Raw genomic sequence first — 23,436 nt, 5'->3', positions numbered from 1 at the left:
CGGTTGCCGCGATTCGACCACGCCGGTCCCGGCAGGTCACCCCCTTGGCGGCAGATGCCTCCCCGTGACAGGGACACCGGTGAACTGCCGGTGATTACGCGGGAGTAGCGTGCCTGCGCATGACGTACACTGACCTGTCACGCACCCTCCCGCAGACCGAGCGGACCACGCACCGACGGCTGCGGGAGCAGGGCAGTACCGACCGCGCCGACCTGGAGGCGATCCTCGACGCGGGCTTCGTGTGCCATCTCGGCGTGCTGGTCGACGGCGCCCCCGTCGTCGTACCGACCGTCTACGGGCGTGACGAGCGGTGGCTGTACGTGCACGGGTCGGTCGCGAGCCGCAGCCTCGCCGCGGACCCGGACGCGGCGGTGTGCGTGACCGTGACCCACGTCGACGGGCTCGTCCTCGCCCGCTCAGTGTTCGAGCACGGCGTGAACTACCGCAGCGCGATGGTGCACGGTGTGCCGCGCACGATCACCGACGAGGACGAGAAGCGCGAGGGGCTGCGCCGGCTCACCGAGCACGCGACGCCCGGCCAGTGGACGTACGCCCGGCAGCCGAACCGCAAGGAGCTCGCCGCGACCACGCTGCTCGCGCTGTCCCTGGAGGAGGCCTCCGTCAAGATCCGCTCCGGCGCGCCCGACGACGGCGACTCCGCCGATGCCGGGCTCGGTCTGTGGGCCGGAACCCTGCCGCTGAGCGCCCGCTGGGGCGCCCCCACGGCCGATCCGCTGCTGCCCGTCGGCATCACCGCGCCAGCCCACATCGTGGCCAGGGCGGGGACCCGTCAGGGTTGACCTGCGGCCGGGGCGTACCGTGAGGAGTCGAACCGTAGAACAGCAGAGGGTCGAGGAGTAACGGGATGCAGAGCCGTACGGCGCTGGTAGAGGACCTGATGGAGCGCTTCCCGCACGTTCCGAAGGAAGCGGTCTTCAAGGAGGACCTGCTGCGGGGTGGTGTCGCTTTCGACGCGTCGGCGCTGAGCGACAACGAGGACGGCGAGGTCAAGCCGAAGTCGTACTTCATCTTCTCGTTCGACCACGGCACGCTCCCCGAGCTGGGCGAGGCCGCGCTGCGCCGCCCGCCCGAGGAGATCGTCCTCACGGGCGGCCCCTACGACCTGCGGCGCACGGTCGTGTCGGTCCGCGTGAACCCGAATTCGCCGTACCGCGTGGCGGCCAACGAGGACGGCATGCTGGGCCTGTACCTCGACGGCAAGCGGATCTCCGACGTGGGTGTGCCGCCGATGCCGGAGTACTACCGGCACAAGCTCTCCAACGGGAAGTCGGTCATGGAGGTGGCCCCGACGATCCAGTGGGGCTACCTGATCTACCTGACGGCGTTCCGCGTGTGCCAGTACTTCGGCGCCAAGGAGGAGTGCCAGTACTGCGACATCAACCACAACTGGCGCCAGCACAAGGCGGCGGGCCGCCCGTACACGGGCGTGAAGGACGTCGACGAGGTCCTCGAAGCCCTCGAGATCATCAACAAGTACGACACCGGCAAGACGTCCACCGCGTACACCCTCACCGGCGGCGCCATCACGTCGAAGGTCCAGGGCCTGGACGAGGCGGACTTCTACGGTCGGTACGCCAAGGCCATCGAGGAGTACTTCCCCGGCCGCTGGATCGGCAAGGTCGTCGCCCAGGCGCTGCCCAAGGACGACGTGCAGCGCTTCAAGGACTACGGGGTGCAGATCTACCACCCCAACTTCGAGGTGTGGGACGAGTACCTGTTCAAGATGTACTGCCCCGGCAAGGAGCGGTACGTCGGCCGTGACGAGTGGCACAAGCGGATCCTCGAATCGCGCGACGTCTTCGGCGCGCGGAACGTGATCCCGAACTTCGTGGCGGGCGTCGAGATGGCCGAGCCCTTCGGCTTCAAGACGGTCGACGAGGCCATCGCCTCCACCACCGAGGGCCTGAACTTCTTCATGTCGAACGGCATCACGCCGCGCTTCACCACGTGGTGCCCGGAGCCGACGACGCCGCTCGGCAAGGAGAACCCGAACGGCGCGCCGCTGGAGTACCACATCCGGCTGCTCGACGCGTACCGCAACGCCATGGACGAGCACGGGCTCTCCTCGCCCCCCGGATACGGCCCGTCGGGCGCCGGCCGGGCCGTCTTCTCGGTCAGCTCCTTCATGGACAGCCTCGCGCCCAACCAGGAGGCCGTGGAGTTCTGAGGCCCTACGCCGCCGCCTGCCCGCCGGACGCCTCGGCTCCGGCGGGCAGCGGGGCCGGCGCGTCGATCAGCCGGCGCAGCAGGTCGGTCCTGCCCGCGGGCGTGACATCGTCGAGGAGCGCGGCCAGGACGGCGATCCGGGTCTGGCCCGCGCGCAGCGTCCCGCTGAGCACGGCGCCCGCGGCCACCAGGTCCACGGCGCCGCCGCCCGTGTAGATCTCGGCCAGCGGGCCCGCGGATACGCGCGTAGAAACGGCGACGAGGACCCCGCGGCGTACGGCGGCCTCCACCGCGTCGACCAGCTCCGGCGTCGCGTTCCCCGCGCCCGTGGCGACGAGCACGATGCCGCGCGCGCCCGCGGCGACGGCGGCGTCGAAGAGCGTGGCGTCGGCGTCGCTGTGGTGCATGACGATGTCGACGCGCGGTATCTCCGACATCACAGCGCCCGCCTGCGGCTCCGGCAGCGGGGCCGGGCGGCTCGGCTTGTGGCGCACGTCGACGCGGCCGAAGCCGAGGCGGCCGAGCGGTCCCGCGGACGGGTCGGCGAAGGCGTCGGCCGCGAGGGTCTGCGTCTTCACGGTGCCGCGGGCCGCGTGCACCTTCCCGTCGAAGGCGACGAGCACGCCGAGGTCCCGGACGTGCGCGGCGACCTGGAGCGCGTCGTACATGTTCCCCGGGCCGTCGCCCTCGGCCTGGCCGAGCGGCTTCTGGGCGCCGGTGAAGACGACCGGGCGCGGGTCGTCGTGGTACAGGTCGAGCAGGAACGCGGACTCCTCCAGCGTGTCCGTGCCGTGGGTGACCACCACGCCGTCGACGGCCGGGTCGGAGAGCACCTCGCGCACCGTGCGCAGCAGCGTCAGCTGGAGCTGGGTCGTCATCCGCGAGCTGTTCACGTTGAACAGGTCGACGACGTTCACCTCGACACCCTCCGGCAGCGCGGCCGTGGCCAGCACCGCGTCCCCGCCGGCGTCGGCGGCGTAGCCGGTGCCCTGCCAGCGGCTGGCGATGGTGCCTCCGGTGCTGATGAGGGTGATGCGTGCCATGGGACCTGCCTCGCGAGTAGTCGGCACTCCCGCGCGCGTGGGGAGCGTATGTTCGATCTTCAGCAAGGATAAATCGTGATCTGCGCAATCGGATTGCGAATCCTGGCCCATGATCGCCATCAGCGTGGTGCATGATTGCGCCATGGATCGGATCGACCTGCATATCTTGCGCGAGCTCCAGGAGGACGGTCGCCTGAGCAATCAGGACCTGGCCGCCCGCGTCGGCCTCAGCCCGTCCCCGTGCATGCGCCGCGTGCGACAGCTGGAGAAGGACGGCGTCATCCAGGGCTACCGCGCGATCGTCGACCCGGAAGCCGTCGGCCGCGGCTTCGAGGTCCTCGTCTCCATCGAGGTCCGCCGCGACCGCGCCTCCGTCGAGGCCTTCGAGCACGCCCTCCAGGACATCCCCGACGTCATCGAGGCCCACCGCCTCTTCGGCAGCCCCGGCTGCCTGCTGCGCATCGCGGTCGCCGACCTCGCCGCGTACGAACGGCTGTGGATCGAGCGGCTCACCGCGCTCGACGGGGTCACCGAGGTGAACTCGCAGATCATCATGAAGCGGATCAAGGAGCCGAAGGGGCTGCCGGTCTAGTCGGCAGCCCCTTGGGAGCAGGGGGGGCTACTGCTCCCGCAGGCTCAGCACCAGATCGCGCGGCAGCCCGTGCGTGTCGTGCAGATAGTGCAGGTCGTCCTCGTCCAGCGGGCCCGAGAACCGCGGCCGCGACAGCACCTTGCGGCCCCGCTCCAGGAGCCGGTCGAAGCGCAGCTCCTCGTCGAGCAGCACCTCGCGGACGGTCGACGGGTCGAGGTCCTGGCGGAAGTGGTCGAGGGTGTGCCGGATCAGCTCGACCGGCAGGTCCCCGAGCGTGCGGCTCGGATCCTCGCGGCGCAGCACGGTCAGCACCCGCCGGATCAGCCGGCGCAGCACGTACCCGCGCCCGGTGTTCGACGGCCGCACCCCGTCGCCGATCACCACGACGGACGAGCGCAGATGGTCGCCGACGACACGGAACGACGACTCGTCCAGGGGCCACAGCCCCGGCAGCAGCCGCCGCCACGGATCGAAGACGTCGCACTCGAACACGGACTTCTTGCCCTGGAGCAGCGAGGACAGGCGCTCCAGGCCGAGCCCGGTGTCGACGTTGCGCTGGGGGAGCGGCACCAACGAGCCGTCGTCGAGACGCCGGTAACGCATCGTCACGTGGTTCCACACCTCCACCCAGCGCTCGTCCCTGGTCGGTGTCGACTCCGGCGGGGTGTCACCGGTCCACAGGAAGATCTCCGAGTCCGGACCGCACGGACCGGTCGGCCCGTTGGACCACCAGTTGTCCTCGACGGTCTCCTCGACCGGCACCCCGCGCCGCTCCCACACCTCCCGCGACAGGGTGTCGGGCCCTGAGCGCCCGTCGCCGCCGAACACGGTCACGTACAGCAGCCGCGGATCGATGCCGAAGCCCTCGGTGAGCAGCTCGTACCCCCACTCCAGGCTCTGCGGCCCCTCGTAGTCGCCGAGGGACCAGGTGCCGAGCATCTCGAAGACCGTCAGATGCGTCGGATCGCCGACCTCCTCCAGGTCCGTGGTCCGCAGGCACCGCTGTACGTTGACGAGCCGTCGGCCCAGCGGATGGGGGCGGCCGTCGAAGTACGGGGTGAGCGGATGCATCCCGGAGGTGGTGAACAGGACCGGGTCGCCGGGCGGCGGCAGCAGCGTCGAACCGGTGATCAGGCGGTGGCCGCGGTCCTCGTAGAACTCGGTGAACGTCCGGACGACGTCGTCGGTGCGCATGGTGTGACTCCTTCGCGTGGTGGAGCGGGAGACACGGAAAACGGCCGGACGGGGCATGGTGCGGCAAACAAAAAAACCGGCGGCCGTTTCCGGTCGCCGGTGGAAAGGTGAATACGTCAGGCGGCGGCAACCGGCGAGCTGGTCGCTCGCGCGGTCGCGGTGCTGAAACTGCGGCGCATGACGTTCATACGTCGACGATAACGCGCCCGTGCCGAAAGCGGCCAGGAATTTTCCGGGCCGCGCGGTGGTGGCGGTTCAGTAGCGGCGCACCGCGCCCCGCGCCACCGAGGACAGCAGGGAGCCGATGGCGATGCCGATGACGAGGTAGACGCCCGCGGTGCCCAGCTTGGCCTGCCACGTCAGGCCCGTGGTGAACGGCAGCAGCACCATCACCGCGGTCGCGAGCCCGATGATCCAGGCGAAGAACCGCTCGGGCCGCGGCGTCGCCACGATCAGCAGGTGGAGGAACGCGGTCGCGACGAGCGAAGCCACCGCCGCGCTGCCCGCGAGCGCCCCGGTCGTCGCGTTGCCCATCAGGCCCGCGCCCTCCGGCGAGAACACCGGGACGCCGAGCACACCGCGGACGAGGAGGAGGGCGACCACCGCCGTGAGGGCGGCGACACCGGCGGTCATGAGCCCGCCCGCCCACAGCTTTCCGGCGTCGAGGCGGGGGCGGGGCTCGGGCGCGTAGCCGGGGTCGGGCGGACCGTACTGCTGGCCGTAGCCCTGCTGGCCGTAGGGCTGCTCGTACGACTGCTGGCCGTACTGCTGCTGGTTGTAGGACTGCTCGTAGGACTGCCGGCCGTAGGGCGAATTCTGTGGTTCCACGATGAGGCTTTCCGATTGGTTTCCGGGTGCGTTTACCGGGGGCGGTGGGGTTCAGGCGAACAGTGCTGCCTTCGCCTTCTCGAATTCCTCGTCGGTGAGCGTCGTCGGTGCAGTATCGCCCGCCCTTTTCGCTCCCGCATTTCGGAATGCGTCACCCGTCCGGTGCCGTCCGTCTCGCCCGGCGGCGGCCCGCCGGTTCCCCTGGCATTCACAACAGTGCGCGCGAGCGTGCGATCGAGCGTGCTGAAAGAGGAGGCAACGGTGGCGGCGGACGACACGGCGCCGATGGACGCGGCCGAGCAGGCCGAACTCGCCCGGCTGCGGGGCCGGGTGGCCGAGCTGGAGGCCGAGCGCGGGCGCCACCGGGGGCGCTCGGCCCTCGCCGTCGTACTCATCGTGATCGGGTGCGTTCTGGCGCCGCTGGGCATCGTCGCGTCATGGGCGGCCGACACGGTCGGCGACACCGACCGCTACGTCGCCACCGTCGGCCCGCTCGCCTCGAACCCCGACATCCAGCAGGCGGTCGCGGACCGGGCCACCGACGCGATCATGCGGCGGATCGACCTCCGGTCCCTGCTCTCCGAGGTGCCCACCGAAGACCGGCCGCTGGTGGAGAAGTCCCTGGGCAAGCTGGGCGACTCCCTCGAAGGCGCGGTCCGCGGCTTCGTCCACGACAAGGCCCGGCAGGTCGCCGCCTCCGACGCCTTCGAGACCGTCTGGAAGCAGACCAACCGCAGGGCCCACGGCGCCCTCGACAAGGTGCTGACCGGCAGCGGCGACGGATCGGTCAACGTCGAGGGCGACACCGTGACCCTCGACCTCGGCCCCGTCGTCGACCAGGTCACACAGCGCCTCGTCGACTCCGGCCTCACCGTCGTCGGGAAGATCCCCGAGGTCGACACCGAGCTCACGCTCGTCAGGAACGACAACATCGGCAAGGCCAAGACGTATCTGCGGCTGCTCCAGGTGGCGGGCAACTGGCTGCCCGTCGTCGCCCTCGTCCTCGTCGCCGGGGGCGTCCTGCTCGCCGTACGCCGCCGAAGGGCGCTCGTGGCGGCCGCCCTCGCCGCCGCCGTGAGCTGCGGTCTGCTCGGCATCGGGCTCCGCGTGTTCCGCGTGCTCTACCTCGACCGGCTGCCCGCGGACGTCTCGCAGGACGCGGCAGCGGCGGTCTACGACACCATGACGCACTTCCTGTTCACCATGGTCCGCATGGTGGTCGCGCTCGGCGTCGTCGTCGCGCTCGGCGCGTGGCTCACCGGGCGCGGCAGACGGGCGGGCCTCGTGCGCGGTCTGTGGACCTCCGGCATCGACGCCGCGCGCCTCACCGCGGACCGGGCCGGCTTCCGCACCGGCCCGGTCGGCCCGTTCGTACGCCGCCACCGCAAGTGGATCGTCTGGATCCTGATCGCGGCCGCACTCCTGGTCTACCTGCTGTGGTCGTACCCGACGGGCTGGGTGGTCGTCGGCATCGCGCTGTGCCTGCTGTTCCTGCTGGCGGTGGTCCAATTCCTGGCGGCCGACCGGGCGTCGTCGTGACCGGGACCGCGACCACGCGGGGGTCAGGCCGGGAGACGGCTCAGCACAGAAGCGAAGTCCACCCCCGGCGCAAGCGTGCCGAACGCCAGCCCCCGATCCCCTTCCAGACGCGAAGCGCAGAACGCGTCGGCCACCGCCGTCGGAGCATGCCGCACCAGCAGGGACGCCTGGAGGACCAGCGCCGCCCGCTCAATGACCCGGCGGGCGCGCAGCTGCGCGTCCTCGGGCGAGGCCAGCTCGGCCAGCAGCCCACGCCACGCCGCGTCCAGCCGCGCGTCCGCCCCGGACGCCGCCTCGACCTCCGCCCGGAACGCCTCCAACGACTCCGGCTCGCGGCTCAACGCCCGCAGCATGTCGAGGGCGTTGACGTTCCCTGAGCCCTCCCAGATGCCGTTGAGCGGCGCCTCGCGGTACAGGCGCGGCATGCCTGACGCCTCGTCATAACCGTTGCCCCCGAGGCATTCCAGGGCCTCCGCGACGGCGGCCGGCTGCCGCTTGCACACCCAGTACTTGCCCACGGCGGTGGCAAGCCGCAGGAAGGCCCGCTCGCCCGCGTCCCCGCGCTGCGCCCGGTCCGCCGCCCCCGCGAGTCGCAGCCCCAGCGTCATCGCCGCCTCCGACTCCAGGGCCAGGTCCGCGAGGACGTTCCGCATCAGCGGCTGGTCGATCAGCTTCGCGCCGAACACCGAACGGTGGCGGGAGTGGTGCGCGGCCTGCGCCAGCGACTCGCGGACGTGCGCCGCCGAGCCGAGCACGCAGTCGAGCCGCGTCATCGTCACCATGTCGATGATGGTGCGCACGCCCTTGCCCTCGTCCCCGACGAGCCAGGCCACCGTGTCGTCGAACTCCGGCTCGCTGGACGCGTTCGAGCGGTTGCCGAGCTTGTCCTTGAGGCGCTGGATGCGGAACGTGTTCCGGCTGCCGTCCGGGAGCACCCGCGGCACCAGGAAGCAGCTCAGGCCGCCCGGTGCCTGCGCGAGGACCAGGAACACGTCGTTCATCGGCGCCGACGTGAACCACTTGTGGCCGCGCAGCCGCCACGTGCCGTCCGCCTGCTCGACCGCGGCCGTCGTGTTCGCGCGCACGTCCGTGCCGCCCTGCTTCTCCGTCATGCCCATCCCGGCGAGCAGCCCGCGCTTGCCGGCCGGGGTGCGCAGGCCGGGATCGTAGACGGTGCTGGTGAGCAACGGCTCGTAGAACTTGGCGAGTTCGGGCGTGCGGCGCAGCGCGGGCACCACCGCGTACGTCATGGAGACCGGGCACATGTGGCCCTGCTCCAGCATGGTGGCGAGCATGAACGTGCCGGCGCGGGCCACGTGCGCGCCCGGCCGCTCGTCCGCCCACGCGGAACCCGCCGCGCCCGCGGCCACCGTCGCGCTCATCAGGGAGTGGTACGAGGGGTGGAAGTCGACCTCGTCGACGCGGTTGCCGTAGCGGTCGTGGGTGCGCAGCTCCGGCTCGTGCCGGTTGGCCTGCTCGGCCCAGAGCCGGGCCTCCTCGCTGCCCACGTAGCGGCCGAAGCCGTGCAGTGCGTCGAGGTGCCACTCGGCGCCCTCGCGGCGTACGCCTTCGAGGAGCACCGGGTCGTCCGCGGCGTCGTGACCGGTCAACGGCGGTGCCTGGTTGGTCACTTCGTGCGTCACCGAGGGGTTCGAGTGCATCAGTGGGCTCCTCCCATGCGTACGGGTCAGACGGTCGGTGCGCCCGCGCAGCGCAGGGCGCACGCGGTGAGTTCGGCGATCAGCTCGCCGGTGGCGGCCTCGTCGTGGGCGGCGAGCGGGTCGACGAGCACCTCGCCGATCGCACCGGTGAGCGCGGCGGCGGTGATCTCGCTGTTCTGCTTCGGGAGCAGGCCCGCCGCCATGCCCTGGTCCACGACTTCGGCGAACAGTGCGTGGTAGCGGCGCCGGTAGTCGAGGCGCTCGGCGCCGATCCTCGGATCCGCGGGCGCGGCGAGCAGGGCGTGGGCGAGGCCGCGGTTCTCCAGGGCGCGCCGGGCGAAGACCTCCACCCCGCGCCGCAGCCGGAGCACCGGGTCGCCGTCCCCGCGCAGCACCTCGCCGACCACGGTCACCTCCCGCGCCGCCGCCCGCCGGAACACCTCCACCGCGAGCGCCGACTTCGACGGAAAGTGCTGGTAGACGGAGCCCGCCGCGATCCCGGCCGCGTCGGCGACCGCCGTCACGGACGCCTGTGCCCAGCCCACTTCGGCGACGACGGAGGTGGCGCAGGTGACCAGGTGCTCGCGTGCTGCTTCGAGCCGTTGGATCTCGGCGGGGGGCTTGCGGTAGGCCATGCAAGCAGTGAACCACCATTCAGAGCTTCACGCCATGGTCCTCCGCGGTCTTCCACGGTCCTCCGGGGGTCCTCTACGGCCGAACTGGCCGGATCCGCACCGCTGTAGGGTCTCGGCATGGCCGATGACCAGGGACAGCAAGCGCGCAGGGGGCCGGGGCGGCCCCGGCAGGAGCACGTCACCAAAGCCGTGCTCGAGGCTGTCGTCGAGCTGGTGGCGGAGCAGGGCATGGGCGCGCTGACCATGGACGCCGTGGCGACCCGCGCCGGGGTGAGCAAGCCGGCCATGTACCGGCGCTGGCCGACCAAGCAGGACCTGATCATCGCCGCTGCCGAGTCCCGCGTCGGCGCCCTGACGGTGCCCGACATGGGGGACTTCAGGGCCGAGCTGCGCGCTGTCCTCTTCGAGCGGGTGCGCGCGTACCGGCAGCCCGGCGTCGGCCGGCTGCTCGCCGGTGTGATCAGCGCGGCGTCGGAGGCGGGCGCCGGGCGCGAGGCGTTCCAGTCGTACGTGACGCGTGTGACGAGCGAGACGCGGCACGTCCTGGAGCGCGGCATCGCGCGCGGCGACGTACGCCCCGACGTTCCGATCGTCGACGTCACGACCCTGATCGCCTCGTCGCTGATCTTCCGGCTCGTCGCGGAGATGCGGGCGCCGGACAAGGAGCTGGTCGAGTCCGTGGTGGACCTGATCGGCAGGTCGGTCGAAGTGCGGCCGTGAGCCCGCGCGTCCCGTGAGCCGTGAGCCCGCGCGTCCCGTGAGTCGCGTGACCCTCTCCTGAAATCCATTACCTCTGAGCCCTTGCCCCGTCGCGTTCCAATATCGATACTGCCGGTTACGTAATCAGCGTTCGCTGTTGGGAGGACCCCCCATGCACGACGTCGCGACGGCCCCCGTCGAGAACCCCGGGCCGGTGCTGGACAAGCCCCTGATGCGCTACGGGCGCCGCGTCCTCGACCGGCTCGCGCCGGGCGCGGAACCGGCGGCCTGCAAGCTGTTCGAGGTCGATCCGCTCACCCCGCACTTCGGAGCCGTGCTCGGCGGCGTCGACCTGACGGAGCCGATCACCGAGGACCTCGCCGAGGAACTGCGCCGGGCGCTCCTCGAATGGAAGGTGATCTTCCTCCGCGGGCAGAGCGGCTTCGACGCCGCGAACCACCTGGCCCTCTCGGCCGTCTGGGGCGAGCCCGAACCCAACCCGTTCTTCCCGAAGACGGAGACCGTGGGCCTGTCCCGGCTCGCCAAGGACGCCAAGGCGGCGGGCAACAAGAACATCTGGCACAGCGACCACTCGTTCATGGCCAACCCCTCGCTCGGCGCCGTGCTGCGCGCCGTCGAGGTGCCCGCCGCGGGCGGCGACACCATGTGGTGCGACATGGGCGCCGCCTACGACAACCTCCCCGACGACCTCAAGGAGCGGATCGAGCACCTCGTCGCCGTCCACGACTGGGAGGCCAGCTGGGGCGCGCTCATGAACGGCGAGCAGAAGGCCGCCTTCCGCGCCGACTGGCCCGAGGTCGAGCACCCCGTCGTGGTGCGCCACCCGCGCAGCGGCCGCAAAACGCTGTACGTGAACGAGCCGTTCACCCGGTACATCAAGGGCCTGTCCGAGGAGGAGAACCGCGAACTCCTCGACATCCTGGTGCTCCAGGCGCGCATCCCCGAGTTCCAGATCCGCTTCCACTGGGAGCCCGACTCGATCGCGATCTGGGACAACATCGCCGTCCAGCACTACGCGGTCAACGACTACTTCCCGGCCAAGCGCGTCATGGAGCGCATCGCCATCGCCGGAGTGCCGCTCTCCTGAGCCGGACCCGACCCGGCCCGACCCGGCCCGCACCGCACGCCGGCCGTGGTGCGGGCCGGTTCCCCCACCACCCCTGCCCATTCCTCCAGGAGGCTCCATGACCGCGGCACCGACCCTGTCCCAGCAGCCCGCGGGGGACGCCGAGGTCACCCGTGGCGGCAGCGCCCGCGCATGGACGGTGACCGCGCTCCTCGTGGTCTTCATGATGGTCAACTTCGCGGACAAGTCCGTGCTCGGCCTCGCCGCCGACGAGATCCGCGCCGATCTGCACCTGAGCGCCACCCGGTTCGGGCTCGCCAACAGCGCGTTCTTCCTGCTCTTCTCCGTCGCCGCGATCGTCGTCGGGATGGCGGCGGACCGGGTGTCGCCGAAGCTGCTGCTCCTGGTGATGGCCGTGCTGTGGTCCGTGGCGCAGGTGCCCGCGGCGATCGGCGGGGGACTGGCCGTGCTCATCGGCTCGCGCGTGTTCCTGGGCGCCGCCGAGGGCCCGGCCTTCCCCGTCGCCCAGCAGGCCACGCTGTCCTGGTTCCCCGACGACAGGCGGAACCTGCCCGGCGCGCTGATCACCATCGGCATCACGCTCGGCGTGATCGTCTCCTCGCCGGGCCTGTCCTGGGTGATCCGGCACCACGGCTGGCGCTCGGCGCTGTGGGTGCTCGCCGGGATCGGCGTGGTGTGGGCGGTGCTGTGGTCCCTGTTCGGCGCGGACAGCCCGCGGACCCGCGCCGCGAAGTCCACCGGGGCCGTGGACGACGGCGCGCCCGCCGTCCCGTACCGGAAGATCTTCGCCAGCCGCACCTGGATCGGCAGCACCCTCGCCTACTTCATGAGCTACTGGTCCGTGGCGCTGATGCTGGTGTGGATGCCCTCGTACCTGCGCAACGCCCTCGACTACTCGGCGTCCACCGCGAGCAGGCTGATCGTCGCGCCGTGGGCGGTCGGCGCCGTCGTCCTGCTCGGACAGGCCGCGCTCACCGGGCGGCTCATGCGGCGCGGCGTCGGCAGCCGCACGGCCCGCGGACGGGTCGGCGGAAGCATGCTCGCCGTCGGCGCCGTCTGCTGCCTCCTCGTACCGTTCGTCGACTCGGTGCCCGCGCAGACCGTGCTCGTCTCCCTCGGCTTCGGCTTCAGCGGTTCCTACGCCACCGTGGCCGCGACCACCGTCGCCGAACTCGCCCCGCCCGCCCGCGGCGGTGGCGCCCTCGGTCTCATGAACGCCCTCGTCACGGTGTCCGGACTGCTCGCGCCCGCCGTCGTCGGCGCCCTCGTCGACGCGCAGGGCGACGCCGGATACCAGCACGCCGTGCTCGTGACCGGGGTCCTCGTCGCGGTCGGCGCCGTGCTCGCGTTCGCCCTGATCGACCCGGAACGCGATCGCGCCCGGTTGACCGGGTGAGCATGCGTCATCCAGCCTGCCCTTACCGGCGGTTACGCCGAATGGCATGATCGCCTCAAGGAACAGCCCCTCCCCGCTCGACCCACCCCCACCCGCGTACCAAGGAGTTGACCGTGAGCGCCGCAGCCGCACTCGACACCTCACCGCTCGACCAGGCCGTCCGTGACCTGCGCGAGCACGCCGCGTCCTGGACCGCGACCCCGCTGGACGAGCGGATCGCGCTCCTGGAGCGGACGCTGCCGCGGATCTCCGAGGGCGCCGCCGCGATGGTCGCCGACGCGGCCGCCGCCAAGGGCTACGCCGAGACCTCCCCGTGGGCCGCCGAGGACTGGATCACCGCGCCGTGGGCCCTCGCCCAGCCGATCACCGCCTACCTGCACGTGCTGCGACGCCTCGCCGCGGGCAAGGAGCCGGTCGACCCCAAGTCCGTCCGCAGCCACGAGGGCCGCACCGTCGTCGACGTGTTCCCGACCGTCGCCACCGACCGGCTGCTGCTCAACGGCTTCACGGCGCAGGTGTGGACGCTGCCCGGCACCACCCGCGAGCAGGTCCTGGACCGCGCGGCGGGGGAGTACCGGGGCCGCGCCGCCGAGCCGACCGTCGCGCTCGTCCTCGGCGCGGGCAACGTCGCCGCGATCACCCCGCTGGACATCCTCCAGAAGCTGTACGCGGAGGGCGAGGTCGTCATCGCCAAGATGAACCCCGTCAACGCCTATCTGCGCCCGCACTTCGAGAAGGTCTTCGCCGAGTACGTCGACCGCGGCTGGGTGCGCTTCGTCGACGGCGGCGCCGCCGAGGGCGCGTACCTCACCCAGCACGAGGACATCGACACCATCCACGTCACGGGCAGCGACCGCACCCACGACGCCATCGTGTGGGGCACCGACGAGCAGGCACAGGAGCGCCGCGCCGCGGACACGCCGCTCAACGACAAGCCGTTCACCAGCGAACTCGGCGGCGTCAGCCCCTGCATCGTGGCGCCGGGCCCGTGGAGCGACGCCGACTTCCGCTTCCAGGCCGAGCACATCGTCACCAGCAAGCTCAACAACTCGGGCCACAACTGCATCGCCACACAGGTCCTCGTCGTCCCCCGCGAGTGGGACGGCACCGAGAAGCTGCTCGCCGAGATCCGCAAGGTGCTGCGCGCACTGCCCGCGCGCCCCGACTACTACCCGGGCGCCGCCGACCGCGTCGGCAAGGTCACCGAGGCCCACCCGCAGGCCGAGAAGCTCGGTATCGACGACTCCTGCCGCGTCCTGGTCCCCGAGATCGAGGGCATGGACGACGTCATGCTCACCGACGAGGTGTTCGCCAGCGCGCTCGGCGTGGTCGGTCTCCCCGGCGCCGACGCGCCCCACTTCCTCGCGGCGGCCACCGAGTTCGCCAACGACAGGCTCCCCGGCACCCTCGGCGCCACCCTGATCGTCCACCCGAAGACGGAGCGCGCCCACGCGGGCGCCGTCTCCGACGCGATCGCGGGGCTGCGCTACGGCACGCTGGGCGTCAACGTCTGGTCGGCCTTCGGCTTCCTGCTCGGCTACACCCCGTGGGGCGCCTTCCCCGGCAACGACCGCAAGGACATCGGCAGCGGAATCGGCTTCGTGCACAACGCGTTCATGCTGGAGGACATCGAGAAGACGGTGGTGCGCGCGCCGTTCGCCCCGTCCCCGCGCGGCCTGTTCACCGGCTCGCCCTCACTCTCCCCGCGCCCCCCGTTCTACGTCACGAACCGCACGGGCCTGACGACGATGAAGCGCCTCACGGACTACACGACGAACCCGTCCCCGACCAAGCTCCCGGCCATCTTCGCGTCGGCACTGCGCGGCTGACCGGCGCATCAAGCCCCTGGCCCCGAATCCTTCCAGCCCCGCCGGCGATTGAGGCGCGGGGTCCGGGGCAGAGCCCCGCGGCGCAGGAACGGAGCGCCGCAACAGAACTCCGGTCGGCCCACCGTGTGGGGCGGTGGGCCGGCCGGCGCCCCCTCACCCGTTGAGCACCCGCGCCTTCTCCACCGCGAACTCCTCCTCCGTGAGCACCCCTTGCGCCTTCAACTCGGCGAGCGCCTGAAGCTGCGACACCCGATCCGTCCCACCGGCGGCAGGAGCAGGCGCTGGCGCGGGCGCCGCCTGCGCCTGGTACGCCGCCCCGGCGTCCATCTGGCGCCGCATCTCACGGTCGGACATCCTCCGGTTGACCCCACGGGAAACGGCCGTGCCGGTGGCGGAGATCGCCGCGGTGCGGGCGATGGTGCCAAGGAGTCCGGGCCGTCCGAATCGTTGCGGCATGCTGACCGTCCTCTTCGTTCTCTTCGTACGCTCTTGTGACGTCGGGGTTGTCAGGCCGTGGCGAGGGCTTCGATGGCCTCGTCGACGGTCCCTCGCGGAATCCGCTCCAGCATCAGCACCTGTCCCTTGGAGTCGCGCACGGCCGCGCCGAGCCGGGCGGCCCAGGTGTTCTCCCAGGCCAGGACGAGCGCGGAGGACTCGGCCCGAAGACTGTCGGCGACGGTCTTCAGGTCCTCGTCGCTGAGCAGGTCGAAGCGCACGTCGGCGACCTGCTGGAACACCTCGGTGACCTCGGGGTCGCCGAGCTCGACGACGTCGACGGACCCGTCGGCCGCCTTTCGGATGAAGCACAGGTCGAGGATGCGGACGGTCCCGTCCTTCTGCAGGTCCCGCAGTGCGGGAGCGATCTCGCCGTTGAACCGGTTGCCGTCGAAGGCGAGCACGGCGACGTCGACCGGACCGACGGTGTCGGCATTGAGGCCACTGGCCACGAGCGAGCACCTTCCCTAGGTTTCCGTAGCTTTCCGTATCGAGTGACGCATACGAACCACGTAAATCAGGCGAGCCAGGAAAATCAGGCGAACCTGATCAATCGGATGAAACGGATACTAGGGCGAGACTACAGCGAGACCGGGCCCGGCGTCCCGGCTCACTGATGCGGCGCATACGTGGAGCACGGCGGCTGCGAGTCCAGGAGCTCGGCGAGCCCCCGCCGGGTGGCGGCGAGGACCACGCGGTCGGTGGGCCGCAGCACGTAGTCGGGCCGCATCTCCCAGACGGGCCCCGGCTCCGGGGCCGACTCGTCCTCCTCCGGCGCGGCCCCGGCATCGGTCCGCCGCTCGCCGGGCGCCGTGGAGTCGACCGCCAGCACCCGCCAGGCACCGGCCCGGAACGACTCGGCGACCGTACGCCCGTCCAGGTGCGGATGGCCCGCCACCTCCAGCTCGGCGAAGAGCAGCACACGGCGCTCGACCGGGATCGCGCCGAGGATCTGGCGCCCCATCATCGCCCCGGCGAAGGCGGGCGCCGCGAGGGTCGTGACGCTGCGGCTGCGGGTCAGGGCGAGCGGGTGGGCGGCGCGCAGCGTGCGGTAGACGGCGGTGGCGAAGGCGTCGTCGTACAGACGCAGGCTCACCTGGAGGTTCGGCTTGACCGAGCGGGCGTACAGGGCGGCCTCGAGGTTGGTGGTGTCGAGGCTGGTGAGGGCGAGGAAGGCGCGCGAGCGGTTCACCTTGGCGGCCTCCAGGACCCCCTCGTCGCGTACGTCGCCGATGACCGTCGGCACGCGCAGGCGGCGGGCCAGCGGCACGCCGCGGGCCTCCGGGTTCTCCTCCACGCACACCACGGGGACGCCGAGTTCGTGCAGCCGGGCCAGTACGCGGGTGCCGATCTTGCCGAGGCCGAGCAGCACGATGTGCCCCGACAGGCCGCGCGGCGGGCGGCGCAGCGTGGACGCCGAGCGGAAGGTGCCCATGGCCTCCAGGACCGCGGCCATGAGCACGGGCAGCAGCAGCAACCCGGCGAAACCGGTGAGGAGTTGGATGATCTGGCGGGCCGCGGGCTCGCCGATCGCCGGCTCGTCGATGGCGAACAGGTCGAGCATGGTGAGATAACCGGCCCGCAGCGGGCTCGGCTCGGTCGTCGCCCAGGTGGCGAGTGCCAGACCGAGCACGCAGATCGCGAGCACGGCGAGCGACCAGCGCACCCGGCGCGAGAACAGCTGGCCGAGGGGGAGTGTCCGCGCGGCCAGCCGCCGCGGCGGCAGCACGGGCTCCGACGGGGTGACCGTGTCGAGGACGACGCTGCCGCGCCCGAACGCGGCGCCGACCTCCTCGTCGTCCGGCAGCAGGATCGGCTCCTCCTGCCCCGAGGTGTCCGAACCCTCCGTGTCCGACGGGTCGTTGTTCGACGACGACAGGATCGCGAGCGTGCACAGTCCGGGGGCGGCGGCCCGGCTCCGGCCGCGCGGAGCGCGCTCGACGGCACGCAGCAGCAGCCCGTCGGTCTGCACGATCTTGCCGCTGCCCGCCACGGCGGTCGCGGCGAGCGCGGGCGCCGCCGTGTCCGCGTCGGACAGGATGGTCGTCGACGAGTCGAAGGCCTCCGAGGCGAGCTCCGGCTGCGCCAGCGCGGCCGCCTGGTCCAGGAGCCCCGCCAGGTGCTGGCCGAGCTTGCGGTCGAAGAGCCGGATGACGAGGCGGAGTCGGGGGTTGAGCCGGCGCGCCGCCAGCGCGGCACGGATATTGGTCTCGTCGTCGTCGTGCACGAGGGCCAGCGCGTCCGCCCGGGCCACTCCGGCCTCCGTCAGCGTGTCCTCGCTGAGCACCGCGGCCTCGATGACCCGCGGCGTCTGCCCGGCGAGCGAGTCGCCGTCGGACGGCGTGAACCGGCCCATCGCGGACTGCACCCGGCCCAGCAGGGCGGCGGCCCGCATCCGGCCGCCGCCCTCCTGAACGGGCGTGCCCTCGGGGCGTGTCGACGGGACGACGATGGTGACCTGGGTGCGGTACAGCTCGCGCAGCTCGTTGCCGAGCCGCTCGGCCAGAGCGTCGTCGCCGCAGACGACCATGTGCCGGGGCAGGGGCGTCTGTTGAGGGTGCTGCGGTTGGTGAGACGGCTGGGACTGGTCGGCCTGGTGTGGCTGGTGGGGAAGTGACACCGTGTCATGGTGCGTGTTCGATGTGTGTGTCGTCCACCGACTCAGGGGGTCACCGAGTGAAAGAGCGGTGGCGGGTGGATGAGGACGGTGCTCCCGCGACGGTCCGGCCGGGTCGGTGGCCGGTGGCGGCATCGGTGCCACGCCCCGGTGCGACGGGCACGGCCAGGGCCGCGACACCCGCGATGACCGCCGCCAGTCCGAAGCCCGCCGCGTAACCCGTCGCGCCGATCAGGGCGCCCATCAGGGGCGGGGTCAGGGAGGCGGTCAGGTTCTGGCCGGTGTTCTGGACCCCCATGGCGCGGCCGGACCAGGAGCGGCCCGCGAGTTCGGCGACCGCCGTGAAGGCCAGGCCGTTGGTGCTCGCCGTGACCCCGCAGGCGATGACCAGCAGCGCGTCCGAGGCCGGCGTGGGCCACACGGCGCCCAGCGCGGTCAGGCAGAGCACCGCGGCCGTGGCGTAGGCGAGTTGGCGCATGGGGCGTACGCGGCTGCCGACGCGGTCGGACCAGCGGCCCGCCACCACGCGGGAGAGGGCGCCGAGCACCTGGGCGACGGCGAGCAACTGACCGGCCGCCACCGCTCCGTAGCCGCGTACGTCGACCAGGAAGACCAGGGCGAAGGCGCCCGCGGTGAACTGGGGGACGCACAGCAGGGCGCTCGTCCCGTGGATGCGCCACAGGGAAGGGTTGCGGTAGGGACTGCCCGACCGCTCCTCGGGCTTGGCCCCCGAAGTCGGCTTGTCCTGCGGGGGGTTGGCCGCCAGGGCGCCCACCAGCAAGGCGAACAGGGCGCACAGCGCGGCGCAGAAGACCCCCGGCCCCCGCACTCCGAAGGATTCCGAGAGTCCGGGGACGGACAGCGCCGCGACGCCCATGCCCAGGGGCGTCGACGTCTGCCGGATCCCCATCGCGAGGCCGCGCTCCTCGGCGGAGAACCAGCCCATCACCAGGCGGCCGCTGGCCGCGTACACCGAGGCGCTGGCGGCCCCGGACAGGGCGAAGAGGAGGCTCAGCGGGACCAGGCCCGTCACTTGGGTGCCCAGGGCGAGGAGCGCCGCGGTCGCCGTCAGCCCTGTCGTGATGACGACGCGCTCGCCGATGCGGTCGGCCAGCGCGCCCCAGGCGACCAGGGCGAGGACCAGACCCGCGGTGGGGCAGGCGACGACGAGACCGACCTGGCTCAGGCTCAGGGAGCCGTCGCGGCGCAACTCGTCGGACATGTAGGGCAGTCCGTAGACGAAGACACAGGCGACGGTCTGCGCCCCGGTGCCCAGCGCGAGGATCAGCCAGCGCCGCATAAGGGTTCCTCTCTTGTTCCTGTCCTCGACCTTCGGGCTCCGAATGTATGCAGGCTACAAGTGTTATGTCTGTAGGTCGAGACGGTCATCTCGCGATACGGGACGCTCGGGGTCGATGGAAATTCGCTGGCGGGCCGTCGGTGCGGCTGGCTATGGTCGAGTCCGGTCGAACGGCTGCCGCGAGCCGCCGTCGCCGTCGACGTTGGCGTGGTGCGATTCAGGAGGTGTTGACCGATGGCTGTGGTTGCGACGGGCGCTGCCCGCATCCGGAAGTTCGTCAAGTCCACCTCTGTGGCCGCCGGCTGACCACACTCTCTTGCGCGCCCGAGTGCGCGCCGCCGGGGCCACCCATGTGAAGGGTCACCCCTTGTCTTCCTCCTCTCTTCCGAGCTCTTCTCTTTCGGGTTCGGGTTCGGGTTCGGCTTCGTCGCATCCGCTCGCCCCGTACGGCTGGGACGCGGGCTGGGAGTCCCAGTTCGCTCCGTACGCCGAGCGGGGGCTCCTGCCCGGCCGGGTCGTCCGTGTCGACCGCGGGCAGTGCGACCTCGTCACGGCGGACGGCGTCCTGCGCGCCGACACCGAGTACGTCGTGCCCCGCGACCCCATGAAGGTCATCTGCACCGGCGACTGGGCCGCCGTCGACCCGGCCGGCGCCGATCCCCGCTACGTCCAGGAGTATCTGCCGCGCCGCACCGCCTTCGTGCGGTCCACCTCCTCCAAGCGGTCCGAGGGGCAGATCCTCGCCGCGAACGTCGATCACGCGATCATCGCGGTGTCGCTCGCCGCCGAGCTCGACCTCGGGCGGATCGAACGGTTCCTGGCGCTGGCCTGGGAATCGGGTGCGCAGCCGTTGGTCGTCCTGACGAAGGCCGACCTCGTCCCTGACCCGGTCGGGCTTTCGTACCTCGTCTCCGACGTCGAGGCGGCCGCGCCCGGCGTGCAGGTGCTGCCCGTCAGCGCGCACGACGGGGACGGGACGGAGGTGCTGCGGGCGGTCGTCGCCGGCGGTACGTCCGTGCTGCTCGGTCAGTCCGGGGCGGGGAAGTCGACGCTGGCCAACGCGCTGATGGGGGTGGACGTCATGGACGTGCGGGCCGTCCGTGACATGGACGGCAAGGGGCGCCACACCACGACCACCCGCAATCTCTTCGCCCTGCCGGACGGGGGCGTGCTCATCGATACGCCGGGGCTTCGAGGGGTCGGTCTGTACGACGCCGAGGGCGGGGTCGGGCAGGTCTTCGCGGAGATCGCGGCGCTGGCGGAGGACTGCCGGTTCCACGACTGCGCGCACACTGTCGAGCCCGGCTGCGCGGTGCTTGCCGCGCTGGACGACGGCACGCTGCATCAGCGGCGGCTCGACAGCTACCGGAAGTTGCTGCGGGAGAACGAGCGGCTTGCGGCGCGGACCGATGCGAGGTTGCGGGCCGAGATGCGGAAGGTGTGGAAGCAGCGTGGTGCGCAGGGCCGCGCCGCCCTCCAGGCCAAACGGGGTCCCGTCCGCTGACGGCCTGGCGGAGCCCCGTGGCCAACGCCCCGGGGCTCGATGCCACTCAGCTTTGGGCGGCAGGGTGGGCAAGGCGGCACCCCGACGCAGGCCGCTGGTGACCGGAACGTCGGCCACCGCCCGGTCGAGCCACGCGCAGCGCCCCGTCCGATTTCCGCCAGCCGGGTGTCCCGCGGCACGGCACACTTGACGTGTGATGACCGATGAAGACACGCGGTATGAAGCCGTCCGGAGCCGTGACGCGCGGTTCGACGGGGAGTTCTTCTTCGCTGTCGAGACGACCGGGATCTACTGCCGGCCCAGCTGCCCCGCGGTCACCCCCAAGCGGCACAACGTCCGGTACTACGCCACGGCCGCCGCGGCCCAGGGCTCGGGTTTCCGGGCCTGCCGCCGCTGCCGCCCCGACGCGGTACCGGGCTCCGCCGACTGGAACGTGCGCGCCGACGTCGTGGGCCGCGCGATGCGGCTCATCGGCGACGGGATCGTCGACCGCGAGGGCGTCGGCGGGCTCGCCACCCGGCTCGGATACAGCGCCCGCCAGGTGCAGCGCCAGCTCACCGCCGAACTGGGCGCGGGCCCGGTCGCCCTCGCCCGCGCCCAGCGCGCCCACACCGCGCGCGTCCTGCTCCAGACGACCCCGCTGCCGATCACGGAGATCGCCTTCGCGGCAGGCTTCGCGAGCGTCCGCCAGTTCAACGACACGATCCGCGAGGTCTACGCCCGCACCCCCACGCAACTGCGCGCCGACGCCCCCGACAAGCACCGCGCCGCGGCCCCCGCCGCCGGGATCCCGCTGCGGCTCGCCCACCGGGGCGCCTATCAGGCCGGGCCCGTGTTCGATCTGCTCGCGCTCGAACTCCTCCACGGAGTCGAGGAGTTGACCGGCAGGCCGGGTGCCCGCACCTTCCGGCGCGCGCTGCGGCTGCCGTACGGCACCGGTGTCGTACGCGTCGACGAGGCCACCCACGAACAGTCCGGCGCGCAGGCCGAGCACCGGGGCGGCTGGCTGGACGCGCGGATACAGCTGACCGATCTGCGCGACCTGACCACCGCCGTCGGCCGCCTGCGCCGCCTCTTCGACCTCGACGCCGACCCGTACGCGATCGACGAACGGCTCGCCGACGACCCGCGGCTCGCCCCGCTGGTCGCCGCCCGGCCCGGACTGCGCTCACCCGGCGCCGCCGACCCCGAGGAACTGGCGCTGCGCCTCGTCGCAGGGCCCGAGGAGTCCGCGCGCCTCGTCGAGCGGTACGGCAAGCGGCTCGACGCGCCGAGCGGAACCGTCGACCGCCTGTTCCCCACGCCGCTCGACCTCGCCGACGAGCCGGGCACCCTCGGCGCGCTCGCCCGCGCCCTGCACACCGGCGCGCTCCGCCTCGACGCGGGCGCCGACCGCGACGCCGCCGAAGCGACCTTGCGCGCCCTGCCCGGCATGCGCCCGCACACCGCCGCCCTGATCCGCCTGCGCGCCCTCGGCGACCCGGACGTGGGCGTGCCCGACGACCTCACCGCCGACGACGCGTGGCGCCCCTGGCGTTCGTACGCGCGTCAACACCTCATCGTAGAAGGACAGTTGTGAAAGAGACCGTGGAGACCCAGCCCCAGACTCAGACCGGGACCGTGTACTACGCGAACGTGGCCAGTCCGCTGGGCGAGCTGCTGCTCACCGCCGACGCGTCCGGCGCCCTCACCTCCCTCTCCGTCCCCGAGCAGAAGGGCGGCCGGACCGTGGGTGAGGGATGGGTGCGCGCCCCCGGGCGGTTCGCCGAGGCCGAGCGGCAGCTCGCCGCGTACTTCGCCGGTGAACTCAAGGAATTCGAGTTGGAGTTGAAGCCGGAGGGCACCGAGTTCCGGCGGCGGGTCTGGGACGCGCTCGAAGACGTGCCGTACGGGGCCACCACCACGTACGGCGAAGTGGCCGCCCGCATCGGCGCCTCGCGCGCCGCCGTACGGGCCGTCGGCGGCGCGGTCGGCGCCAACCCGCTGCTGATCCTGCGGCCCTGCCACCGCGTGATCGGCGCCGACGGTTCGCTGACCGGGTACGCGGGCGGCCTGGAGCGCAAGGTGCGGCTGCTGACCCTGGAGGGTTCCCTCCGGGGCTGAGGTCCCGCCGCGAGCGCGGCGGCTACGTCTCCGGGCCGAGCGCGACCGCCGCCGTGTACCCCTCCGGCACCGGCACGTCGCGCAGCGACCAGCCGTCCGGCGTGCCGGGGGAGTCGGCCCGTACGCCCACGTAGTCGCGCTCGGTGCCGCGCGCCAGGCCCGTGCCGAGGCCCTTCAGGTAGGCCTCCTTGCGGACCCACGCGCGCGCCAGGGCGAACCGGCGTTCCTGCGGGTCGTCCAGCTCCGCGAGCTCCGCCCGCTCGCGCGGGTGCAGCACCGCCGCCAGCTCGTCGGCGACCTGGGCCGACGGCAGCTCCTCCACATCGGCGCCGACCGGCGCGGACGCCACCGCCACCAGGGCGAGGTCCCCGCTGTGGGAGAGCGAGAAGTGCAGCCCGGGAACGTCCGCGAGGGCGGGGCGGCCGTGCGGCCCGCCGCATCCGGGACAGGCGAGCCGCGTGAACCGTACGTCGCCGGGGGCACGGCCGAGCCGCTCGCCGAGGATGCCGCGGAGCGCCACGTGCGCGGCGACGTAGCGCACCCGGTGCCGGTCGAAGCGGAACGCGGCGGCGCGCCGCGACTCCTCGGCGTCCAGGACCCCCGCCGGGGCCGCGCCGGATGCCGCGTCCCCGGCGGTCCCGACCAGCCACAGCGCGACCGGCCCCGCGGCGGGCAGCTCCCGCACACTCATTCCCGCGTCCCCCTC

21 protein-coding genes are annotated in these 23,436 nt (G+C 72.3%); 11 read left to right on the top strand and 10 right to left on the bottom strand.

Features of this window, described 5'->3' with window-relative positions; all coding sequences use genetic code 11:
- Positions 1-119 precede the first annotated feature (119 nt).
- Both ACY34M_RS11385 and ACY34M_RS11380 read left to right on the top strand, forming a co-directional pair.
- Positions 120-800 carry a pyridoxamine 5'-phosphate oxidase family protein gene (locus ACY34M_RS11385; RefSeq protein WP_462718294.1) on the top strand — a complete coding sequence of 227 codons (681 nt, stop codon included), beginning with the start codon at positions 120-122 and terminating at the stop codon, positions 798-800.
- Between the two features lie 65 nt (positions 801-865).
- Positions 866-2,188: a radical SAM protein gene (locus tag ACY34M_RS11380; RefSeq protein WP_462718293.1), complete on the top strand. Its 1,323-nt coding sequence runs from the start codon at positions 866-868 to the stop codon at positions 2,186-2,188.
- A gap of 4 nt (positions 2,189-2,192) precedes the next feature.
- Here ACY34M_RS11380 and ACY34M_RS11375 read toward each other — a convergent pair whose 3' ends face one another.
- Positions 2,193-3,230 carry an asparaginase gene (locus tag ACY34M_RS11375; RefSeq protein WP_462718292.1) on the bottom strand — a complete coding sequence of 346 codons (1,038 nt, stop codon included), beginning with the start codon at positions 3,228-3,230 and terminating at the stop codon, positions 2,193-2,195.
- Positions 3,231-3,372: 142 nt separating this feature from the next.
- On the opposite strand from ACY34M_RS11375, the gene ACY34M_RS11370 reads away from it, so the two are divergent.
- Entirely contained in the window at positions 3,373-3,822 is a 450-nt protein-coding gene (locus ACY34M_RS11370; RefSeq protein ID WP_462718291.1) for an Lrp/AsnC family transcriptional regulator, read from the top strand.
- Between the two features lie 27 nt (positions 3,823-3,849).
- On the opposite strand, the gene ACY34M_RS11365 is transcribed toward ACY34M_RS11370, so the two are convergent.
- Both ACY34M_RS11365 and ACY34M_RS11360 read right to left on the bottom strand, forming a co-directional pair.
- The gene (locus ACY34M_RS11365) at positions 3,850-5,016 is read right to left on the bottom strand and encodes an alanine--tRNA ligase-related protein (RefSeq protein WP_462718290.1); all 1,167 of its coding nucleotides are present in this window, start codon (positions 5,014-5,016) and stop codon (positions 3,850-3,852) included.
- A 255-nt stretch (positions 5,017-5,271) separates the two neighbouring features.
- Positions 5,272-5,844, bottom strand: a complete 573-nt coding sequence (locus tag ACY34M_RS11360) for a DUF6069 family protein (RefSeq protein ID WP_462718289.1) — start codon at positions 5,842-5,844, stop codon at positions 5,272-5,274.
- A gap of 285 nt (positions 5,845-6,129) precedes the next feature.
- On the opposite strand from ACY34M_RS11360, the gene ACY34M_RS11355 reads away from it, so the two are divergent.
- Positions 6,130-7,383 carry a hypothetical protein gene (locus tag ACY34M_RS11355; RefSeq protein ID WP_462718567.1) on the top strand — a complete coding sequence of 418 codons (1,254 nt, stop codon included), beginning with the start codon at positions 6,130-6,132 and terminating at the stop codon, positions 7,381-7,383.
- Between the two features lie 23 nt (positions 7,384-7,406).
- Here the strand turns inward: ACY34M_RS11355 and ACY34M_RS11350 are convergent, their stop codons facing one another.
- Complete coding sequence (locus ACY34M_RS11350) at positions 7,407-9,044, bottom strand: acyl-CoA dehydrogenase family protein (protein WP_462718288.1); 1,638 nt, start codon at positions 9,042-9,044, stop codon at positions 7,407-7,409.
- Between the two features lie 26 nt (positions 9,045-9,070).
- Positions 9,071-9,679 carry a TetR/AcrR family transcriptional regulator gene (locus tag ACY34M_RS11345; RefSeq protein ID WP_462718287.1) on the bottom strand — a complete coding sequence of 203 codons (609 nt, stop codon included), beginning with the start codon at positions 9,677-9,679 and terminating at the stop codon, positions 9,071-9,073.
- A 117-nt stretch (positions 9,680-9,796) separates the two neighbouring features.
- On the opposite strand from ACY34M_RS11345, the gene ACY34M_RS11340 reads away from it, so the two are divergent.
- The 4 genes from ACY34M_RS11340 (at position 9,797) to ACY34M_RS11325 (ending at position 14,711) form a co-directional block, all read left to right on the top strand.
- Entirely contained in the window at positions 9,797-10,399 is a 603-nt protein-coding gene (locus ACY34M_RS11340) for a TetR/AcrR family transcriptional regulator (RefSeq protein WP_462718286.1), read from the top strand.
- A gap of 151 nt (positions 10,400-10,550) precedes the next feature.
- Positions 10,551-11,486: a TauD/TfdA dioxygenase family protein gene (locus ACY34M_RS11335; protein ID WP_462718285.1), complete on the top strand. Its 936-nt coding sequence runs from the start codon at positions 10,551-10,553 to the stop codon at positions 11,484-11,486.
- Positions 11,487-11,583: 97 nt separating this feature from the next.
- Complete coding sequence (locus tag ACY34M_RS11330) at positions 11,584-12,882, top strand: MFS transporter (RefSeq protein WP_462718284.1); 1,299 nt, start codon at positions 11,584-11,586, stop codon at positions 12,880-12,882.
- Between the two features lie 113 nt (positions 12,883-12,995).
- Positions 12,996-14,711, top strand: a complete 1,716-nt coding sequence (locus tag ACY34M_RS11325; protein ID WP_462718283.1) for an aldehyde dehydrogenase family protein — start codon at positions 12,996-12,998, stop codon at positions 14,709-14,711.
- A 153-nt stretch (positions 14,712-14,864) separates the two neighbouring features.
- Here ACY34M_RS11325 and ACY34M_RS11320 read toward each other — a convergent pair whose 3' ends face one another.
- The 4 genes from ACY34M_RS11320 to ACY34M_RS11305 all read right to left on the bottom strand — a co-directional run bounded on the left by ACY34M_RS11320 (position 14,865) and on the right by ACY34M_RS11305 (position 19,123).
- Positions 14,865-15,167, bottom strand: coding sequence for an SHOCT domain-containing protein (locus tag ACY34M_RS11320; protein WP_462718282.1), 303 nt, complete (start codon positions 15,165-15,167; stop codon positions 14,865-14,867).
- 50 nt (positions 15,168-15,217) lie between these two features.
- On the bottom strand, positions 15,218-15,658 hold the full coding sequence (locus ACY34M_RS11315) for a DUF6325 family protein (RefSeq protein ID WP_462718281.1): 441 nt from the start codon (positions 15,656-15,658) through the stop codon (positions 15,218-15,220).
- Between the two features lie 158 nt (positions 15,659-15,816).
- Positions 15,817-17,736, bottom strand: coding sequence for a potassium channel family protein (locus ACY34M_RS11310; RefSeq protein ID WP_462718566.1), 1,920 nt, complete (start codon positions 17,734-17,736; stop codon positions 15,817-15,819).
- 139 nt (positions 17,737-17,875) lie between these two features.
- Complete coding sequence (locus tag ACY34M_RS11305) at positions 17,876-19,123, bottom strand: MFS transporter (protein WP_462718280.1); 1,248 nt, start codon at positions 19,121-19,123, stop codon at positions 17,876-17,878.
- Between the two features lie 367 nt (positions 19,124-19,490).
- Here ACY34M_RS11305 and rsgA point away from each other — a divergent pair, with 367 nt between their 5' ends.
- The 3 genes from rsgA (at position 19,491) to ACY34M_RS11290 (ending at position 22,730) form a co-directional block, all read left to right on the top strand.
- A complete protein-coding gene (gene rsgA / locus ACY34M_RS11300) occupies positions 19,491-20,627 on the top strand; it encodes a ribosome small subunit-dependent GTPase A (protein ID WP_462718279.1) in 1,137 nt (378 codons plus the stop codon).
- Positions 20,628-20,823: 196 nt separating this feature from the next.
- Positions 20,824-22,206, top strand: a complete 1,383-nt coding sequence (locus ACY34M_RS11295; protein ID WP_462718278.1) for a bifunctional transcriptional activator/DNA repair enzyme AdaA — start codon at positions 20,824-20,826, stop codon at positions 22,204-22,206.
- Between the two features lie 8 nt (positions 22,207-22,214).
- The gene (locus ACY34M_RS11290; RefSeq protein WP_462718277.1) at positions 22,215-22,730 is read left to right on the top strand and encodes a methylated-DNA--[protein]-cysteine S-methyltransferase; all 516 of its coding nucleotides are present in this window, start codon (positions 22,215-22,217) and stop codon (positions 22,728-22,730) included.
- Between the two features lie 22 nt (positions 22,731-22,752).
- Here the strand turns inward: ACY34M_RS11290 and ACY34M_RS11285 are convergent, their stop codons facing one another.
- The gene (locus tag ACY34M_RS11285) at positions 22,753-23,421 is read right to left on the bottom strand and encodes a 4'-phosphopantetheinyl transferase family protein (RefSeq protein ID WP_462718276.1); all 669 of its coding nucleotides are present in this window, start codon (positions 23,419-23,421) and stop codon (positions 22,753-22,755) included.
- Positions 23,422-23,436: the final 15 nt, after the last annotated feature.

Source organism: Streptomyces sp. EDA2-14, assembly GCF_054963755.1.
The sequence above is the reverse complement of the archived record's forward strand: the minus strand, read 5'-3'. Positions and strand labels throughout refer to the sequence as shown.

Bases quoted from the DNA above. Each gene is read 5' to 3' on its own strand.
- ACY34M_RS11340 (WP_462718286.1), top strand. From the start codon at position 9,797: ATGGCCGATGACCAGGGACAGCAAGCGCGCAGGGGGCCGGGGCGGCCC.
- ACY34M_RS11305 (WP_462718280.1), bottom strand. From the start codon at position 19,123: ATGCGGCGCTGGCTGATCCTCGCGCTGGGCACCGGGGCGCAGACCGTC.
- ACY34M_RS11350 (WP_462718288.1), bottom strand. From the start codon at position 9,044: ATGCACTCGAACCCCTCGGTGACGCACGAAGTGACCAACCAGGCACCG.
- ACY34M_RS11380 (WP_462718293.1), top strand. From the start codon at position 866: ATGCAGAGCCGTACGGCGCTGGTAGAGGACCTGATGGAGCGCTTCCCG.
- ACY34M_RS11365 (WP_462718290.1), bottom strand. From the start codon at position 5,016: ATGCGCACCGACGACGTCGTCCGGACGTTCACCGAGTTCTACGAGGAC.
- ACY34M_RS11355 (WP_462718567.1), top strand. From the start codon at position 6,130: ATGGACGCGGCCGAGCAGGCCGAACTCGCCCGGCTGCGGGGCCGGGTG.
- ACY34M_RS11370 (WP_462718291.1), top strand. From the start codon at position 3,373: ATGGATCGGATCGACCTGCATATCTTGCGCGAGCTCCAGGAGGACGGT.
- ACY34M_RS11335 (WP_462718285.1), top strand. From the start codon at position 10,551: ATGCACGACGTCGCGACGGCCCCCGTCGAGAACCCCGGGCCGGTGCTG.
- ACY34M_RS11295 (WP_462718278.1), top strand. From the start codon at position 20,824: ATGACCGATGAAGACACGCGGTATGAAGCCGTCCGGAGCCGTGACGCG.
- ACY34M_RS11345 (WP_462718287.1), bottom strand. From the start codon at position 9,679: ATGGCCTACCGCAAGCCCCCCGCCGAGATCCAACGGCTCGAAGCAGCA.
- ACY34M_RS11330 (WP_462718284.1), top strand. From the start codon at position 11,584: ATGACCGCGGCACCGACCCTGTCCCAGCAGCCCGCGGGGGACGCCGAG.
- ACY34M_RS11285 (WP_462718276.1), bottom strand. From the start codon at position 23,421: ATGAGTGTGCGGGAGCTGCCCGCCGCGGGGCCGGTCGCGCTGTGGCTG.
- ACY34M_RS11385 (WP_462718294.1), top strand. From the start codon at position 120: ATGACGTACACTGACCTGTCACGCACCCTCCCGCAGACCGAGCGGACC.
- ACY34M_RS11320 (WP_462718282.1), bottom strand. From the start codon at position 15,167: ATGCCGCAACGATTCGGACGGCCCGGACTCCTTGGCACCATCGCCCGC.
- ACY34M_RS11310 (WP_462718566.1), bottom strand. From the start codon at position 17,736: ATGGTCGTCTGCGGCGACGACGCTCTGGCCGAGCGGCTCGGCAACGAG.
- ACY34M_RS11375 (WP_462718292.1), bottom strand. From the start codon at position 3,230: ATGGCACGCATCACCCTCATCAGCACCGGAGGCACCATCGCCAGCCGC.